The organism is Mucilaginibacter paludis DSM 18603 (assembly GCF_000166195.2).
In the GTDB taxonomy this organism is placed as follows: Bacteria; Bacteroidota; Bacteroidia; order Sphingobacteriales; family Sphingobacteriaceae; genus Mucilaginibacter; species Mucilaginibacter paludis.
Genome location: NZ_CM001403.1, coordinates 5606221 through 5622227, shown reverse-complemented (window position 1 = coordinate 5622227; position 16007 = coordinate 5606221). Strand labels below are relative to the sequence as shown.

The 16007-nt window shown below is 41.5% G+C and carries 13 protein-coding genes; 3 read left to right on the top strand and 10 right to left on the bottom strand.

The features are described 5' to 3' along the window. Nucleotides 1-20: 20 nt before the first annotated feature. From MUCPA_RS23695 to MUCPA_RS23685, 3 genes are all read right to left on the bottom strand, one after another. Entirely contained in the window at nucleotides 21-614 is a 594-nt protein-coding gene (locus tag MUCPA_RS23695) for a TetR/AcrR family transcriptional regulator (protein WP_008509830.1), read from the bottom strand. A 408-nt stretch (nucleotides 615-1022) separates the two neighbouring features. Continuing rightward, nucleotides 1023-2495, bottom strand: a complete 1473-nt coding sequence (locus MUCPA_RS23690; RefSeq protein WP_008509829.1) for a right-handed parallel beta-helix repeat-containing protein — start codon at nucleotides 2493-2495, stop codon at nucleotides 1023-1025. 260 nt (nucleotides 2496-2755) lie between these two features. Then, nucleotides 2756-4012, bottom strand: a complete 1257-nt coding sequence (locus MUCPA_RS23685) for a beta-1,3-glucanase family protein (protein ID WP_008509827.1) — start codon at nucleotides 4010-4012, stop codon at nucleotides 2756-2758. Between the two features lie 536 nt (nucleotides 4013-4548). On the opposite strand from MUCPA_RS23685, the gene MUCPA_RS23680 reads away from it, so the two are divergent. Both MUCPA_RS23680 and MUCPA_RS23675 read left to right on the top strand, forming a co-directional pair. Next, nucleotides 4549-5391 carry an AraC family transcriptional regulator gene (locus MUCPA_RS23680; RefSeq protein ID WP_169316203.1) on the top strand — a complete coding sequence of 281 codons (843 nt, stop codon included), beginning with the start codon at nucleotides 4549-4551 and terminating at the stop codon, nucleotides 5389-5391. Nucleotides 5392-5399: 8 nt separating this feature from the next. Then, nucleotides 5400-5876, top strand: coding sequence for a VOC family protein (locus MUCPA_RS23675; protein WP_008509823.1), 477 nt, complete (start codon nucleotides 5400-5402; stop codon nucleotides 5874-5876). Between the two features lie 391 nt (nucleotides 5877-6267). Here the strand turns inward: MUCPA_RS23675 and MUCPA_RS23670 are convergent, their stop codons facing one another. The 4 genes from MUCPA_RS23670 to MUCPA_RS23655 all read right to left on the bottom strand — a co-directional run bounded on the left by MUCPA_RS23670 (nucleotide 6268) and on the right by MUCPA_RS23655 (nucleotide 8535). Then, nucleotides 6268-6711, bottom strand: coding sequence for an SRPBCC domain-containing protein (locus MUCPA_RS23670; RefSeq protein WP_008509821.1), 444 nt, complete (start codon nucleotides 6709-6711; stop codon nucleotides 6268-6270). A gap of 2 nt (nucleotides 6712-6713) precedes the next feature. After that, nucleotides 6714-7037, bottom strand: a complete 324-nt coding sequence (locus tag MUCPA_RS23665; protein ID WP_008509819.1) for an ArsR/SmtB family transcription factor — start codon at nucleotides 7035-7037, stop codon at nucleotides 6714-6716. Then, nucleotides 7018-7470, bottom strand: coding sequence for an SRPBCC family protein (locus MUCPA_RS23660; protein ID WP_008509818.1), 453 nt, complete (start codon nucleotides 7468-7470; stop codon nucleotides 7018-7020). The genes MUCPA_RS23665 and MUCPA_RS23660 overlap by 20 nt, the downstream gene beginning before the upstream one ends. A 198-nt stretch (nucleotides 7471-7668) precedes the next feature. Beyond that, a complete protein-coding gene (locus MUCPA_RS23655; protein WP_008509817.1) occupies nucleotides 7669-8535 on the bottom strand; it encodes a helix-turn-helix domain-containing protein in 867 nt (288 codons plus the stop codon). A 104-nt stretch (nucleotides 8536-8639) separates the two neighbouring features. On the opposite strand from MUCPA_RS23655, the gene map reads away from it, so the two are divergent. Next, nucleotides 8640-9404 (top strand): type I methionyl aminopeptidase, encoded by a 765-nt coding sequence (gene map, locus MUCPA_RS23650; protein WP_008509816.1) that lies wholly within the window; start codon nucleotides 8640-8642, stop codon nucleotides 9402-9404. Nucleotides 9405-9579: 175 nt separating this feature from the next. On the opposite strand, the gene MUCPA_RS23645 is transcribed toward map, so the two are convergent. From MUCPA_RS23645 to MUCPA_RS36360, 3 genes are all read right to left on the bottom strand, one after another. Further along, entirely contained in the window at nucleotides 9580-12084 is a 2505-nt protein-coding gene (locus tag MUCPA_RS23645; protein WP_008509815.1) for a cation-translocating P-type ATPase, read from the bottom strand. A 667-nt stretch (nucleotides 12085-12751) separates the two neighbouring features. Further along, nucleotides 12752-14137, bottom strand: a complete 1386-nt coding sequence (locus MUCPA_RS23640; RefSeq protein WP_008509811.1) for a glycoside hydrolase family 43 protein — start codon at nucleotides 14135-14137, stop codon at nucleotides 12752-12754. 2 nt (nucleotides 14138-14139) lie between these two features. After that, on the bottom strand, nucleotides 14140-15858 hold the full coding sequence (locus MUCPA_RS36360) for a family 43 glycosylhydrolase (RefSeq protein WP_157543983.1): 1719 nt from the start codon (nucleotides 15856-15858) through the stop codon (nucleotides 14140-14142). Nucleotides 15859-16007 lie beyond the last annotated feature (149 nt).

The following is a 16007-nucleotide window of genomic DNA, read 5'->3' as shown; positions in this document are numbered from 1 at the left end:
GAAATTATTTCAAAAAAAAATTATTTTAGCCCATTACAAAAAATTTCAACTATCCAGGTTAATTTTTCTTCAAAGTCAGGGAAACGGTCAAACAGAATAATCTCTTGTTCAAAGCTCCTTAAGGCAACAACCATGGTTTCACCTAAAAACCGGCTATCCTGGGGTGATAACGGCTTGATTTCGCCTTTTTCAATTGCCCATCTCAGTACTTGATCAATCAATGCAAATTCTTCATCCAGCAAAAGCCTCATTTTGTTGAATAGCAAAGAAGGATCGTGCCTTAGGTCGCGAAATACAAGGTAATATTGTTTAACCAGGACTTTTATCGCCTTTAATTTTTGCAATTGAAAATTTGCCATATTTTGAGCTAACGATGCATCTTTAGAAACACTATGCGCGCACAACTCCAAAGTATGCTTCAGCATTTTTTCAACTACCGCATCAAACACTTCTGTTTTATTGTTAAAATAGTAGTATAACGAACTCCTTCCCTTCCTGCTTGCAGAGGAGATATCTTGCATAGAAACCTTTATAAATCCATACGTTTCAAACACACCTGTAGCAGCTGCAATGATCTCTTCTCTAACCTTATCGTCAAGCACCTTATCTTTCATTCGACAAATATACAAATTTTGTTTAATGTCAATACTTTTTTTATTTTTTTATTGCGATGCCCAAATACACATTAATATTAATTTATGCGCTATTTGGGATGCAGTTGCAATACTTAACGCCCGTAATATTAGGATAGGCCTGTTTCGGTATGAAGCAACGCATTAGCATACAATAATTTGAATAGGTATCACTGGCAGTAAACTGGCGTACTTTGCAGGCGAGGCGGGGCAGGAAAAAGTAATTAGTAGTTATAATACCAGTACTCCATATGATGCTCATGATGCAACCCGGGAAACCCTAATATCAGAATATAATTGCACACAAGCCGGACCTAAATATCCGGCTTGTGTGCAATTGGACCACAGCTGCGATGTGCCATTTTCCCAGGGGCTTTCAGCGCTTCTATCTCAAGCCACGTAATTATTACCACACGCCACGTTTGTAATTTGTACGGTTATGGGGGGATTACATTCTGAGCATGGATTACCAGATAATGTCCTGATTCCGTTGGGTTCAGCAAGTATTTCAATGCCACAGTTTATACAACTAACATCGTCCCATACGCTATCAATATGATTCCAAGTATCAAAACCAACCTGGCAGTTAGTGGAAATACAGTTACGGTATAAAATATCATTAGCATAAATATCCACGAATTCCGGCCTTGGATCGGGGGCCCAGCCAAAACCTGTACCATACCCAAGTTCCGGATTTATAGTTCCTTTCGCATCGGTAACGATAACATTTTCAGCTTTACAATTAGTAAAAGAAACGGCTGTCCCCGCTACACTAAATCCTGCACTTTGTTTATCCTGCGGATTAATAGCCTTAATATTCTTAACTGTGCAGTTTTTTATTGAAACTATTGATCCATAAACTTCCAAGCCAGTAGCCTTTGCACCCGAATTTGATAGGGCAACGCCATCGGTAACGCCATCTGCAGTAAAGCCGTTAACTTCGATGTCTGTATCCAAAAATACCGACATGCCGTGGCAATCATCACAGCATCCGGTCATATTGGTAGCATTGCAATTTTCATAAACCAGTGCTATGCACAAAATCGGAATAAAACCTAAAACAGTATGCCCCAATGTTGCGGTGTTGCCATTAAAATGCGATTGAAAATTTGCAGATATGCAGTTTTTCGTGGTGATTTTTGAAGATAACAGGTAACTATAACCCTGCACAGAGCCGTCATTATTAACAAACGATTCCATTGAACAGTCGCTAACAGTTCCATTTTTGGCACAAACGATTTGAATGCCTGCACTCGCACCCGAAATTACGTTCAAATTTTTCACCAAGCAGCTGGAAATTGCGAGGTTTGCCCCATCAAAAATCAGTATCCCAGCCGGACTTAAACCTTTTGTCAAATTATTAAAGCTAAGCCCATCAACCATTATGCTGTCGATAGTCAATTCAAATACCGACTTAGCATAAATACCATAATAGCACATGTTTTTTAATATGCCATTTTGAATAGAAACAAATTGGGCATTTTGAACGTTTATACCGACAATGAGTTTACTGTTGTCTGTTATATCAGCCGTTAAACTGAAACCAGCCATATCGAGCACAACATGATCGGCATTGATGACGATAGCCGAACCATCTCCATTTTCTGCTTTCCATTTTATACTGTTGGCAAAACGATATGTTCCTGATTGTGTGATGATAATTCCATTTGGCGGAATATCAGAGATTACAAACCCGTCCTGTGGTTGCGGGTTTTGCCCGCTAAATGATCTGGTTACAGCATTGATATCATCAATGGCGCCAGAGACATCGTACTTTTGAAGCAGCGTATTTTTGTCCAGATTTTTAAAAAAATCATTAGAAAAAATTTGGTCGGCTATTGTTTGTGATTTTTCTGAAAGCATAACTGTAATTTTTTTGATTATTTAATACCTAACCTTTTCTGTATTTAAGCCATCACATGAGGAGCATCCGGTAATCTTTACCTAAAGGCCGGACGCTTATCTGGTGAAGGATAATATACCCAAATCTTATCCCGCCCGCAAATGGAACCGGCAAGCCAGATACACTGGCCCCCCTCCTAATCCAGCCTAACCCAAATGATGAAAGAAGGCTTGTTGGGTATGTTTTCGCTGTTATCTGATCTACCTTTTTTATGACTCCGTTACATCGGAAATAAAACGTCGAGAAGGGTAATCTTGAGGTAATCAACTGCGCCGACAGAACCAGTGGGTGGAAAATGAAGCAAAACAGCACCTACCCGATCAGTAAATGGAAAGCCATATGCTTTTGTTACAGGCAGCAGCGTAGCTGCCCAATCATTATAATAGTCTTTATTATAGGGCTGCGCGCCTGCAAATTGTAACCCGGGATGTTTCTTTGCAGCTTTGAACCATTCACTGGAAGTGCATTGGCCAAGTGGAATTTGGTTGATTGGATTGAGGGTTTGACTTCCCGGAAAACCAACATTCATCCCCGCCAATAGGTCGCCTACAATCCACCCAAAAACATCGTTTACAATTCCCTGAGTTGTATAAGGCGAATTTCCATTTATGGTTACGGTGTATGGCGGATTTGCACCGTAAATGCCAGTCATTGCGTTTAGGTCATCAAAATTAATGGTAATAGTTACCTGCCCCACAACACTGCCTGTCCCTGTCATTGTAACTTGTTTAGAAGCCACGTCAAATGTTGCAGTAAGGGCATAGGTTTGATGCGCGGTTGGTCCCGCTCCTTGCGGCAAGCCATAAAAAGTTCCGCTAATTGCGGTGAGGTAAGAAAGCGAAGACAGGTATTTAAAATAAGCATTCCAAGTGTGGTACCCGGCTGAAAGTCCCGGGCCGTTTACACGCACAAAATCGTTATCCGAATAAACAGCAGCCTTATTGCCCGAAAGGCTTATCAGATATTCAATGGCATTGCCAATTACAGCGCCACTACTACAAGTAAGGCTTTTTACCATTTTGCCATTTTTCCAGGTACTTGCTTCCATAGGGATGCTAAAGAAATCAATAGCGCTTAAATCCATATTGTTGGCCGGGTTACCATAAACATTGAGCTCAATAAAAGCATACGTTGTGTTGTAATTAGGATCATTACTGTTGTTAGAGCTTGGCTGATAGCCTTTTCCTAAGCCCTGCAAGCCATTTCCCCCGAAATTAAAGTAAATGCGTCCGTTGGTGAAAGAATTCAACGAAACATTGGGCATTTTTCCGAGTTTAGGAAAACCAGAAATCTCACTGTTTAGTTGGTGAAAACTATAGGCGGTATCTCTTTGTAAGTTAACGCTTCCGTTTGCACCGTGCTGTCCCCGTCCAAAACTACCGTTCAGGAACTGAACCCAAACGGCATCGTTAGCGATGCCTGTTTTATTTTCAAACACAATAGGGATAGTAGGTCTTGCTGTCGTTTTAGTTTCCATTTTTGTGATAATTTAAATAAGTTTTTAATTTTAATAACTGATACTATTGAGCCGGTTTATTCTGTAAGGGCGAGGCCGCTTTTTAAACCGGTTCTGCTCCGCTACCGAAGCGTTTAGTGATATAAAGTTGGGGTAAATTAAAAAGCCATGTAAGAGGATAAGTAAGCGATATCACAAACCAGTATTTATATCTGTTTTTTTAATTTGTATAGGGGTAAATACCTACAGCGGAGATCATAACTTTGAATTGTCACCGATCGCGCTCTACAAAAAAAGACGCATACAACGCCTGACAAAACTCCTTGTGATTAAAAAAAAGACTTTGCATACGTAAACAGCATTGCAGCTATTTATTAAAGTTTGCTTGATGAATTAGCTATTTTTTAAGAAAATGTGACCTGAAAAGTTGGTATTAACCGTTAACTTGTGCTGATTATGTAGCTCTTAACCCTACAACCCGATAGCGATACATGGCCAAATCAAGTGAAATATACAGAAGCCGGATTAATAAGGTGATTGATTATGTTAATAACAATTTGCATAAATCCACTTCGCTGGAAGAACTGGCTTCGGTAGCTTTTTTTTCTCCGTTTCACTTTCACCGCATATTTGTTGCCGTTACAGGAGAGACTATTAACAATTTTACTAACCGCATGCGTAACGAAAAAGCCGCGCGGCTTCTGAAATTCTCAAAGAAATCAATATCAACAATTGCGTTAGAATGTGGTTTTTCTTCAGCTTCAACGTTTTCCCGTTTATTTAAACAGTATTTTGAAATCTCGCCAAGTAATTACAGGAAGGGCGGCAAAATAGAAAACAGCAAGATTCGCAAAGAATTGCATCCCATTAGTGAATATCATTGTGATATGACAGCCGACGAACTGGGAAAAAAATTTCCTGTTGAAATAAGACAACTTCCAGAAAGGCGAATTGCTTATAAAAGGGTGTCGGATGCTTTCAGGGAAGGCGTAGTTTTAAATGCTTTGGATGAAATGGTTAAATGGGCAAAGCGAATGAACTTATTCCGCTCAGAAACGATTTTCGGTATGTCTATGGACGATCCTGAAGTGACACCAAAAGAAAAATACCGTTACGAGGTGTGTATCACTCTTCCGGAAGACTTTAAAATTGATCCGGAAAATTTGATAGATACAACGACTTTACCAAGGTGTAAATACGCCGTTACCCAGGTTTCCGGCCATCTTAATTTAGTTTCGGCAGCTATGCATTACCTCTTCGACATTTGGTTGATTAACAGTGCCTATGAATGTGAACCGCAGCATGCCTTGGAGGTATTTTTAGATAAAGACAATATCGGTAATTGGCACTACTTTGATTTAGAAATATTGATTCCGGTTAAAAAGTTAAACAGCTATTAAATAAACAAATGATGAAAAGAGTTTTATTGATAAGCGTATTGATCGCCGGTTCATTTCTGGCGGGTTTTGCATTTAAAACAGTAATTAACAACAAAGGAGATATAAAAATGAAAAAAGTAACCGGTATAGGAGGCATTTTCTTCAAATGCAAAGACCCAAAGGCAGTTAACGAGTGGTATAAAACACATCTTGGGTTTGATACAACCCCATATGGAACAAGCTTTGAATGGCGCCAAGCTGATGACAGCACAAAAAAGGGACTTACCCAGTGGAACACTTTTCCAGAAAATACAAAATATTTCGACCCTTCATCAAAAGATTTCATGATCAACTACAGAGTAGAGAATTTGGAAATCCTGGTTGAAGAGCTAAAAAAGGAAAATGTCACTATCGTAGATAAGATTGAAACCTATGATTACGGAAAGTTTGTTCATATCTTAGACCCTGAAGGAAATAAAATTGAATTGTGGGAGCCCAAGGATTAAATAACTGAGCAACATTGGGGGAGTGTAAAATAAATCCACCGATTCTTAGTCATACCAATTGCTAACCTCGCAAAATGCCATCAGCTTTAATAAACGTAGAGCTATTGAAAATGCTGGCGGACTTCTAATATTTTGAAGGTTTTGGCAATGATCATTATATTGATTTGAATAAGTCTGCGATAACCAGCCGGGGCAGGTTATCGCAGACAACTTTTGCATCCTTCGCCTTCGCTCCACAGAATTTTACATCCTGCTTATCTCATCCACTTTGATTTCCTGTACACACATCCGCTGCTGTAGCAATCAAAAATTTAGGTTTCTATTCCGTTAATTAGGCGCTACGTCTTTCCGAGAAAAAAAATTATACAGATTGACCAGGAATACCATCTGTTTATTGAGGCTGCCCAACCCCTTCTGATAGCAATTTATACAAACTCCCATTGATGTGCCTCGTCCAGCCAACGTTGCAATCATCATAACACTCGCAAGCCGGAGCTAAGCCAACATGTGTCATCGTTATTTCGGTAGCACTACCTACAGGCGCAATTTCCCAAACTACACTCGTGTTTTTCCATTCCTTGTGGTCTTTCAACCAATGAAGATTACAGTCAGTAACCAGCCACACCACCTTTTCCCCGGGAACAACCTCGGCAATTTTAAAGTCGACGAACGTCTGCCCGAATGTTACGGTAAACACATCGTTTAATATTTTAGCCCTGCCTTTAAAATCTTTAGCCCACCATCCACTTACATCCGAGATGGCATCAAATGCTTCTCTCACAGTTCGATCTACCATTATTGTTGTGGTAAAATCAGTTGTTGTCGTTGTTTTCATGATTAATTTTTTAGGTCATTATTTAGCAAATTCTCAAGGTTTTTGAGTTTCGATGTCCAGAAATGGTCAAAGTACCTGAGCCACTCGTTCAATGCATCGAAACCATCTTTTCTTAGGGTACAATGGCGCTCCCGGCCAACGTCGGTAATAGAAATAAATCCTGCGTTATACATTATCCTTATATGTTTGGAAACAGCAGGGCGGCTCATGTCGAAATTCTCAGCCAGGCTGTTGATGGTCATACTTTTTTTGGAAAGCAGCATCAGCATATGCCGTCGGCTTGGGTCGGCAATTACCTGGAAAGTATCAAGCATTGGCTGAGCCATTATCAATAGTATTTAAATGTTCAAGGATCTTCTGTATATTTCGCAGCCAGCCTGTATTCATGGCGTCGAAAATACCGATGTGTTTCATTACAGTAAAATCGCTATGTTCAAGTAAAAGTTCAGTACCGTTGTCCCTGGGACGTAACTCCCAAAAGACGACCGAATCAACATTGAAGGTGCCGTCGCCCGGACCAAGTTTCCACGAATAAGAAAGTTTTTGATAAGGAACGATCTCCAATACTTTGCAATAGATGATCCCGTCGAATTCAAAATTTGGTGCCGGGCCCGCCTTGAAAGTGAATTCGTGCCCCAATTCAGGCTTAAAATCGTTTTTCATAAGCCACAGTTCCAACAGTTCGGAACTGGTGAGGTACTCCCATACCGCCTTGGGCTGGTGCGGGAAAAATAACTGATGTTTTATTTTTGCTGCCATAATAGGTAACTTTTAGGTTACTCAAATATATAAGTAACTTTTGAGTTACGCAATTATTTTCCAATATTTAATTGCAGAATATTATGAAATTGAGAAAGGATAGTTTTCAGTTAGATACATTGCTCCGGTAAGCAACATCAACCGTTACAACTGAGTACATCGTTAAATTTCGGGTTCGCGGCAAAATAAATCTATCGCTTACAACGCCACAGTATCTATAGCTTTATTAAACACCCTGGCAGGCACGTTAAAATAAGTTTTGGGCGTCACACCAGAAAAACGCCGGAAGTCTTTTATTAAATGATTATCGTCATAATACCCGTTATCTATCGCAATTTCTAACAGGTCTTTGGAGGTCAAAGCATCCAAATCAAGGTAAGCATTCAAAAAGCGCCTCATCAAAAGGTAACTTTGGGGAGAGATCCCTAAATGTTTTTTAAAATTTCTTTCGAGCCATTTGTAATTTAAGCGAACTGAATAACCATCCAAAATATCCTTAACAGTAAGGATACCTTCCCTTTCAATGTAATTTTGTATATCGATGAGTAGCTTTGGATAGGAATAAACTGTCATTTTTCCGGAAAGAAAATCCACAATTACTTTCACTCTGTCTTCAAGGGCAGTGCAACTATAATAAGCTTCCTTAAACTTTTCAATACCGTAGCCGGCTATTTCGGTAAAATCAAAAACCTGTCTATTCTGAAAACTATCTTCGTTGATATCAAATAATTTAAAGAAAGTTACGGCATTAAAACGGATAACCAGGCAATCTTCAAAACGGCGTTCAAACTCACAATAAATATTCCTTAGCACGCCACCGCAAACCCAGGCGTTACCCACATATTTGGTATGGCCGTCAATATTTACGCTAAAGTTTTCATCTTTGTTTTGCATCAGGGCTATCACAGGGTAGCCATCGTTAAAAAACAGCTCTCTTTCTTCGGGGTAGCCTGCCTTACAAACATAAAAGCCTTCCACAACTTCTTTTAAATGCTCCGGAGGAGCAATTCTGAGAATGTGATCGCCATTTTGATCAGCTAAATGTTTAAAAAAATTGATGGGCATAAAAGCAAATATATCAATTTCAGCGGGTGTAAAACTCTAAATGTCCAAGTTATACTATCATGAGAGGCTCCATATGCCATAATTTTGGCCAACAACAAAATATTATGATCATAGCGAACGAAACAGACCTTGCGGGAATGAAAAAAGTTAGTGATGCTGTAGCGTTAACTTTAAAAGAAATGCGTGAATATGCCTGCGTGGGAATGAGCACTAAAGAACTGGATAATTATGGCGGTGGGTTACTGGATAAATTTGGTGCAAAGTCTGCACCTTTTTCAACTTATCAGTTTCCTGGCTATACCTGTATCAGCCTCAACAATGAAGTATGCCATGGTATACCTTCAGCTGATCGTATTATTCAGGAAGGTGACTTGTTGAATATTGACGTTTCAGCTGAATTGGAAGGTTTTTGGTCAGATAATGGCGGTTCCTTTATTATTGGTCAGGATATCCATCAGCAAACAAAGTTGATTGAAACATCGCGCGAGATACTGAAAAAAGCGATCAACGCCATCAGAGGTGGCTTTAAAATAAATGAACTTGGCTGGCTGATAGAAAGCGAAGCTAAAAAACAAGGCTTCAAAGTGATCAAGAACCTGGGCGGACATGGCATAGGCAGAGCGCTGCATGAACGCCCCGACGCGATTTTAAATCATCAGGACCGCTTAGATCAACGACGGTTCAGGAAGAATACCGTAGTGGCCATCGAGACGTTTATCACCACCGATTCTACCTGGGCAGTGGAGCTTCCTGATGGTTTTACCTTAGTTGGCGATAAAGGTGGCTTCAGTGTGCAACACGAGCATACCATAGTGGTTACGGACGGCCTTCCTATTATTTTGACCGAGCAAAACGGCATCTGGGATTAAAACGGCTGAGCGGATCAACATGAAGTTGCAGTCGCACGCTATTCCCAGAAACTTATACTTGTCTTCCTAAATAAACAAAAAATAATGCAGGTTGAGTGGATATGCCAACATCTCAAAAACAGCCAGCTTTCGTAGTTTTTTGAACACTTACGGTGATACCTCAACTCAAATCAGCTTATAGCCTTGGCCTTTTCCGTGTGCGCCACTTAAAAAGCTCAAACCACACTACCGAAATAAAGCCGATAGCCATGCTGGTTATCAACTGGTACACGTTAAGCGGCTCAAACCCAAAGAATGCTGTTAATGGAGCAAAATAGATTAATGCAACCGAAATAAGCAGCGTAATAGCGATGATGAGGAGCACCAGGTTATTTTTATACCTGATGGTGGTAAACAGCGAATAGTAAAACGAACGATTAACCAAGGTGAGCAATATGTTGGCCGTTATAAGGCAGGTGAACACCATGGTACGCGTGAGTTGTTCATCCGCTCCTTTGCCAATAGCATATTGATAAGTAGCAAGTGTACCGATAGTGATGCCCAAACCCTGTATAATACTGGTGGTTAACTCCTTCCAATTAAAAAAAGTTGCACTGAACGGGCGTGGCTTTTGCAGCATGGTATTCTTTTCCATCGGTTCGTTTTCATAAATAATGGAACATGTTGGTCCCATGATTAATTCGAGGAAGATGATATGTACCGGTGAAAAAATATTGGGATATATCCAGCCCAAAGCCAGTGGTATAAATACCGTTAACACGATGGGAATATGTATTGAAATAATGTATTGGATAGCCTTCTTCAGGTTGGTATAGATGCGCCTGCCCATCGCCACGGCATCCACCATTTTCGAGAGGTCATCTTCCAGCAGGATCAGTGATGCTGCTTGTTTAGCAATTTCTGTTCCTTTTTTACCCATCGCAATGCCAATGTGGGCGGCTTTAAGTGCTGGCCCATCATTAACACCATCCCCCGTCATGGCCACAATCTCGTTTTTGGCTTTTAATGCATTAATAATTTTCAACTTGGCATCCGGAAACATCCGAGTGAAAATATTTGTTTGTTCAACTGTTCTTTCCAGGTCAGTCTCGTTCAGTTTCATCAACTCATCGCCACTAATGCACCTGTCAAAACCATGAAAATTAATTTCCCTGGCAATAGCTTCGGTGGTTTCGGCATTATCGCCCGTAATGATTTTAACGGCGATACCGGCTTTGTAAAAATCTTGCAGTACCGCACTGATATTTTTCTTTGGCGGATCGTAAAACGACACCAACCCTTTAAACGCGAATTTAAATTCCTGTTGTGTAGCCGGGAAATTATTGCCTGCAAAATCCGCTTCGGCTACAGCCAATACCCGGTAACCTTCGGCTGCCAGTGCGTCAATTGCCTTCGTTATCTGTTTTTTTTCTGTACTATTCAAATTGCTGATGCCCATCAATGCTTCGGGTGCGCCCTTTGCTGCTATAATGCGTTTCCCGCTTCCATTTTCAAAAAGGTGAGTCATCATAGGCGGCTTGCCACCTAAAGGATATTCATGAATCATTTTATAATCGGGGCGCTTATCTCCCTGGCTTATTTTTGAATAGGCATCATGAAGGGCAATCTCCATCGGGTCGAAAGGGATCGGCTCACTCGCCCACATAGCCAGCGTAACCAATTCCCTTTCAGTTTCGCCAGGCATATTTTCAACGTTCAGAATCTGGTTGGTTGTAAGGGTATACACTTTGGCCAGGCTCATTTTATTCTCTGTTAAGGTACCGGTTTTATCGGTGCAGATCACCGATGCGCTGCCCAATGTTTCAACGGTTTTCATTTGCTTAACTACGATACCCATTTTCATCAGCCGCCAGGCACCGAGCGCCATAAAGGTGGTAAAAGCCACCGGAATTTCTTCCGGCAGGATACTCATAGCCAACGTAAGGGCTTTAATCAGGCTATCTAAAATATTAAAGGAGTTGAAATAATTGATGCCCCAAACAATCAGGAAGATAACCGCACCAGCCATCACCATTTTTTTTACAAAATTGTTGATCTGTAGTTCAAGCGGCGTTTTTTCCTCGGCGATAGATTCCAGGCTTTTGCCGATTTTACCCAGCCGGGTTTGATTGCCTATAGCTGTGATGGTAGCTATGGCCAAACCGCTGGCAACTGTTGTGCCATGATAAACCACATTATCGGCAGCTGCTTTATCTTTGTAAACTGCTAAAGATTCGCCGGTTAGAATGCTTTCGTTTACAGAAAAATCGTTTGATTGCGCTATAATACCGTCGGCGGTGATCGAAGTCCCTTCTTCAACCATCAGGCTATCGCCCAAAACAAGTTCTTCGCTTTTAATTTCTTCAACATTTCCATTTCTAATCACCTTACAAAAAGGCTGGCTAAAATCCTTTAGTTTATCAAGCGCGTTCCGGCTCCGCGAATCCTGGTACAAAGAGATGCCTGCAACCAGTATGATTGCCGACGCCAAAAAAATACCATCACCTGTTTTTCCGCTTATAAAGTAAATGCAGGAGGTTACCAAAAGCAAAAGCACCATTGGTTCCTTAGCCAAACTTTTAATAGCATCAGTAAAGCCGTTTTCTTTTTTATAGTCGAGTATATTTTTCCCGTATTTAGCTCTGGCCGCAGCTACTTGCGCTGTTGTCAGTCCTTTTACATTAAGATTATTTAAAGGCATTTTGATTGGATAAAACAGGTAAATTTCGGCGAATCATATTATAAATCAATTCATTCCGGCAGAAATAACCATTAAAGGAAAACGAAGGCTTAACATCACTTTTTCAGTATTTCGCTTTTAAAAAAACTGGTTTTTCATACCGTAAAGTTCTATTTTTATAACTGCATTATAGTGATCTTTATCATTACTGGCATTGAGTTAGATCATTTAATACCAGCAATTTGTTAGCCGTTTTTCATACAAAAGAGCCTTAATCGGCTTGATGGCGGCGGCAGTTATTTCAATGGGACCGAGAGCAAACATTTATAGGTGCGGTGTAGTCGGCAAAGAAGGGACTGAAAGAATAATGACTGATTATAAACCTGTTATAACAAATAAACAAGTATTGATCAAAAGTTTCAGTTACAAATAACAAATAACCGGAGATGCCCCACCACAACAAACCATCCATCTACGTCGGCGGATTTCTTCCCTTAACGCCGCATTAAAACAAAAGAATATATACTGCAAACATGGCACAAGCAAATACAATGAAGCATCTACAAGCTGCAAAAGGAACGAATATCCACGCTGATATCTACTTAACTCATGTAGCAAGCCCGAAGCTGTTCAAAGCTTCAGGCTTGGGATATTTACCGAAAACTTGCCGGATGATTTATCCTTAAGTTTACTTGTTAAACCTCCACCAGTCAAAGTAAAAAAGATCTTTATCCCCTTTAAAAACAAAGTATAAATCATGCGTTCCATTTACCTGCTTCACAGGCGTTTGTGTGGTTCGCCAAATATCTCCCTCTCCTGAATTTTTCACATTGACAACACCCAGCAAAGGGCCATCGATGCGGTCGGTATGTATTTCCATTTTACCACCGTACAACGCGGCTACGCTGACATCAACAGAGGATACGCCAAGCGAAAAATTAACGCCCTGAACTTTGAGGTAATCGCCGTTATTGATGGAGCTCACAAATACCCGGTCTGCAATCTTTTTCCCTTTGTCCCATGCTATATTTCTTTCCCATTCTGTAACCTTATCTGTCTTAAGCCCTTCGCTATAGGCAATCGTTTCGGCTTCTACACGATTATATGGATTCAGCTTGCCCAATTGCTTTACCCCTTCTACCGACCAGAACGGCAATTTCTGGATAGTGCCATCCGCATTAAAACTGATCTTTTCAACACATATCGAACGCCTTTCGTAGTGTTTGGCCATTGTCCGCTTCATAATAGCATAATTAAATCCAAACACGTACGTGTTACCTTTAAAGTCAACAATCCCGGGGTGGTTTCCCGACGACCGGCTATCGCCATCCATAATGCTGCCTTGATATACCCATGGCCCTGTAGGGGTAGTACTCATAGCATAACCTATACCTTCCGGGCAACAGGTAGACGCATAGGCCATGTAATAACGCCCGCTACGTTTGTAGGCCCAGGGCCCTTCCTGGTAATGAAAGGGATCCGGCAGCCCCTTTTTCTTGGCAATAGAGGTATCTTTCGTAATTCCTCCGGAGTACGAAACCATATCCTCGTTCAGTTTAACGTAGTAAAGGTTAGGATTCCCCCAGTAAAGATAGGCCTGTCCGTCGTCGTCAATCAACACAGTTGGATCAATGTCTTCCCCGCTATTCTTGATCAAAGGCTTCCCGATAGGATCTTTAAAAGGGCCGTAGGGGCTATCAGCAACCAGCACTCCAATACCGCGCCCATTTGCTACCGGGCAGTACAAATAAAACTTGCCCTTGCGTTCAACACATTGTGCTGCCCAGGCGCCATTATCGTCAGAAACCCATTTAAAATTCTTAAGAGAGGCCACCGCGCCATGATCGGTCCAATTAACCATATCGGTAGAGGTATAGAGCAACCAATCCTGCATCTTAAAGCCTAAAGCATCATCTTCATCGTGGCCGGTATATAAAAAAACGGTATCACCATGAATCAGGGGGGCAGGATCTGCAGTGTGTTTGGTTTGGATAATAGGGTTCTGTGCAAGTACGCGGGCAGAAAGTACGACCATACAAGCAAAAAATGCCGCCCCAATAATTATTTTTCTCATATTTATTTTTGTTTAACTGAATTTATGCCTTGTACTGTGAGGGCTACCGGCTTAATTTGCCCGTTCTGGTAAAAATCAAGATATTCCAGGCATACCGACCTTCTGCAATCGCCACCCGGCGTTCCATCTAACGCATATGAGCCGTCGTGGTAGAAAAAATACCACTTATTTTTAAACGCTATCACAGCTGGATGAATGGTAAATCCATATTTTGCGGGCCCGGTTACCAAGCCGCCGTAAACCCATGGGCCAGTAATTTTCGTGGCAGTAGAATAGCAAATCTGCTCGGCCTGAACGCCAGGCGCGTCGGCTGCATACACATTATAATACAGGCCATTCCGTTTAAATACCCAGGGCCCTTCAGAATAATTCCGGAAAGGAATTTTAGTTATCGGGCCATCCAGCTCAACCATATTTTGGTTTAATTTAACCATGTAGCAATCACCATTCCCCCAAAACATCCAGGGGGTACCATCGTCATCTATCAGCACAGTTGGGTCGATATCTGCATTTGGCCGGTGCGAATCATTTGTCATATCATCGGTAATCAAAGGCTTACCGGGCATCGCTTCTTTAAACGGGCCGGTAGGGCTGTTGCCAACTGCCACAGTTATGAAATGCCCCTTCTTACCATCCAACGTAACATAAAAATAATATTTATTGCCTTTTTTTACAACCTGTGCTGCCCAGGCGGCAGTACTATTAGCATTTACAAAATCCTGCGCTTTTAAAATAGATCCGTGAGCCTTCCAATGTTTCATATCGGTAGACGAGTAACACAACCATTCGGGCATGTTAAACCAACCTCCAACAGATGCGGCATCGTGGCCAACATAAGCATAAACGCTATCTCCGCATACCAACGCCGTCGGATCTGCTGTAAAAGCATCGGTAAACAAAGGGTTTTGGCCCACTTTACGAGGCAAAGCCTCTCCCCATATCTTCACTTCATCAATGCCACCGCCATCTACCTGCAAACTATTGGGGAACCCTCCGGGGTATCCATGGCCTACCACCCACATAGCAGCATGATGTTGCATGGTAATACCTTTAACCACGATAGTTGCCGGTTTTTCAAAGTTTTTAGCGCCCGAGGCTTTTACCGAGATCTTCAGTGTGGTTAGGTCATGCTCCTCATCATAAACGGCATCGGCACATATATCATACCATTTACCGGCCATCACCGCACTGCCAGCCGGTACACGGCGGGCCTTGCCATCTGCACACATCACCTCTACAAAATATCGTTTTAACATAGGGTCGTAGCCAATTGAAACATCGGCGGCCAGGTTTCCCTTTAAACCTTCCTTACAAATAAACACCTGCTCCAACGCGAGCTGGTTGCATAACAAGCTGGCTTCTATCTTCCAGCTCTTCTGGATATCAGCGTAAGCCAACGGGCGGTCCATCGTAAGCACACATTCCCCTGTCCATTTCAACGTTAGGGAACGTTGGTTAGGCTTGCCAGCTGTTTCGGAGCTGGGCACATCGTCAGAAAAAACATTGGGCGAGGACTTTGAGCCACGTACCTGGAGAAAATTACCGTTCCCGGAATCATCATATACAAAGGGTTGGGGTTCTGTTGGCTTACGGTCATCCGCGGTAAGCGGGTTACCTTTGATGGATTGGCTTAGCTCGCCATTTAGATGCTGTACCTGTTCAAAACGCCAATAAGCCAGGAGTTTTTGACCAGGCACCGGGTTAGCATATGCGGAACTCAATTTTATCAACACAAAAAACGAAAGATAGATAAAAAGGTAGCGCCGTATGTATGGTAGCATTTTGTACAGAGAATAAATTATTTAGTAATGAATGATAGCCCGGCTTTTTTGCGCCAGCACAAAGCGATAAAGTTTGCCGTTAAGCTTAT